This window comes from Microcoleus sp., from assembly GCF_049646505.1.
In the GTDB taxonomy this organism is placed as follows: domain Bacteria; phylum Cyanobacteriota; class Cyanobacteriia; order Cyanobacteriales; family Microcoleaceae; genus Microcoleus.
In genome coordinates, this window is the sequence record NZ_JBARVX010000477.1 from 1 (window position 1) to 1,975 (window position 1,975).

General features: G+C 42.1%; 1 protein-coding gene and 1 pseudogene. Both read right to left on the minus strand.

The genetic code is table 11. The features are described 5' to 3' along the window. Window positions 1-238 precede the first annotated feature (238 nt). The gene (locus tag WBA89_RS22815; RefSeq protein ID WP_424409672.1) at window positions 239-1,696 is read right to left on the minus strand and encodes a DUF1802 family protein; all 1,458 of its coding nucleotides are present in this window, start codon (window positions 1,694-1,696) and stop codon (window positions 239-241) included. A 2-nt stretch (window positions 1,697-1,698) separates the two neighbouring features. After that, a pseudogene (locus WBA89_RS22820) lies at window positions 1,699-1,975 on the minus strand (ATP-binding protein); the annotation flags it as partial.

Here is a 1,975-nt window from a genome sequence, read left to right on the forward strand (position 1 = left end):
AGATTATCAGTCAATGAAATTTTAGATCCGCCATTGGTGGAAGGGTTAATTAAGGCAGAACAAGCTCAATTGCAGAAAGCGGAAAGGTTGGCGGCTAGGTTGCGGGAGTTGGGCGTAGATCCTGATAATGTGTAGGATATTGGATGAAGTGCGCGAGTGCAAAGCTATCCCGTTCTCCGAAGGAGTTCCTGTTCCCCGTAGGGGTTCCCGTAGGGTAGGGAATGGCTCTTTTTTAGTCTCAATCATCTAATTGCAAATCGCGCAGGAAATAAAAGCGATCGCGCCCTAAATCTTCGCCTTTAATTCGTCCTAAGTAACCTGTCAGCGGTGAAGAAAGTTCTATTAAAATTTCGTGCAACTCTTCGCGGGATAACTTCTTGGGTGGATTAGACATTGAGTACGCACCGCTAAGAGCATCGACACTTGCTCGTTCAGAACCAGAATTTTCGTGATACTTTTTCAGAATAGCAAGAATGTGCGATCGCACTTTGATTTCTTGTTCAACTTGCTCAATATATTTAGCAACTTCATCATCAGATTGTCCCGGTTTCAAGTATTCTTTCAGTTTGAATAAGTCCACCGAGTTAGGATAGTTGCTTTGAAGTTTAACCAGTTTTTCAAGCGTCTCAGGGTTCATAATTGCCATATTGTGTACTTTGGCTGCATCCATAAGTTGAGGAGTTGGAACGCCAGGGCCAATAATCAACTTAGTTGCTTTTGCGAGTATTTCTTGATCTTTGAGCCGTAGCGTTCCTAAATTCAGTAATTGAACTGCTGTATCGTTAGGGATTTTTTTACCGGATTTGCACTCGCCAACTAAGGGGTAAGGTTTGGAGCATAATAAATCTAAGCCACCAGCACCACCTTTGTGAGCATAATCTATGGTAAAACCCAAAAACTCAAGGCTATCGCGCACTACTATTTCAAAGTCTGTTCCTGCTTGATAGTTGCTTTTGTTTGTATCTAGTTCTTTGGTGCGATTTCCCAAAGCTGCTATAGTCTTTATCCAAGCTAAATCCGGTTTGATTGGTTTTACAGGCTTATCGCTACTCCAACCTAGAAACATTTTGATTTCTGCGTCTAGTTGTTTGGCTTTTGGGTTGGTGGTGGATAAATGCACTAATGCACTTTGCAACTCTTCCAATTCTGGATGTTCGGGAGGCTCTAGTTTTTCCAGTTGTTGACGGCGTTTGGCAAAGATAGACTCGCTCAACACTGGCGTTGAATCAGTAACAGTTAGGGATTTTGGCAAAGATACAAAATTGCCGCTGGGATGCACTGACATTTCAAGTGGCTGAGGTAGCAAATAAACCCGCAGGTAAGCTACAAAAATAAAAGGACGCTGCTGGAGAATTTGCTGTAATGCCTCTGTTTTCCAAATTGTTAACCGCGACAAAGCCTCTAATGATTCAGGATCATTTATCATTTGGCACAATTCGCACCTAGCCCAAGCTTTGATCGAAACTTTATCTAAAACTACTAGGGGGAGTTCTAATTGACCTGACTCTGGAAACAAGCTCATTTGCTTAGGTTTCATCAAGGGCATATTAGAATTATCGGCTGGATACAAAGCAAATGTCCGCCCCGGATTCAGAAACATCCGAGGCATAGCTGCAATCATTCGTCCTTGGATTAAAGCTTCAATATCTGGATTTGGTAAAGCCAAAGCTGTTTGAAGCAAAATTGATTTGCTCATGGTTAACTAAATAGGTCACTTAGATCCCCATCATCTGTATCATCACTACTGGGAGGGTTGAAAATGTCTTCTAAAAGTAGGCTTTCATCTTCATCGTCAACGACAGGCATTTCACCGGAGGGATCGCTCAAAATTTCCCGCAGTAAAGGATTCTCAAAAGTGAGGTGCTTCTGAGATATGAACTCAAAAACCTGGTCTTCTGTTAAATTATAATCTCGGCATTTTTTACAAACAGCACGGACAGCCATCAGCGGTTTTATTTGCTCTTCAACCAAATAC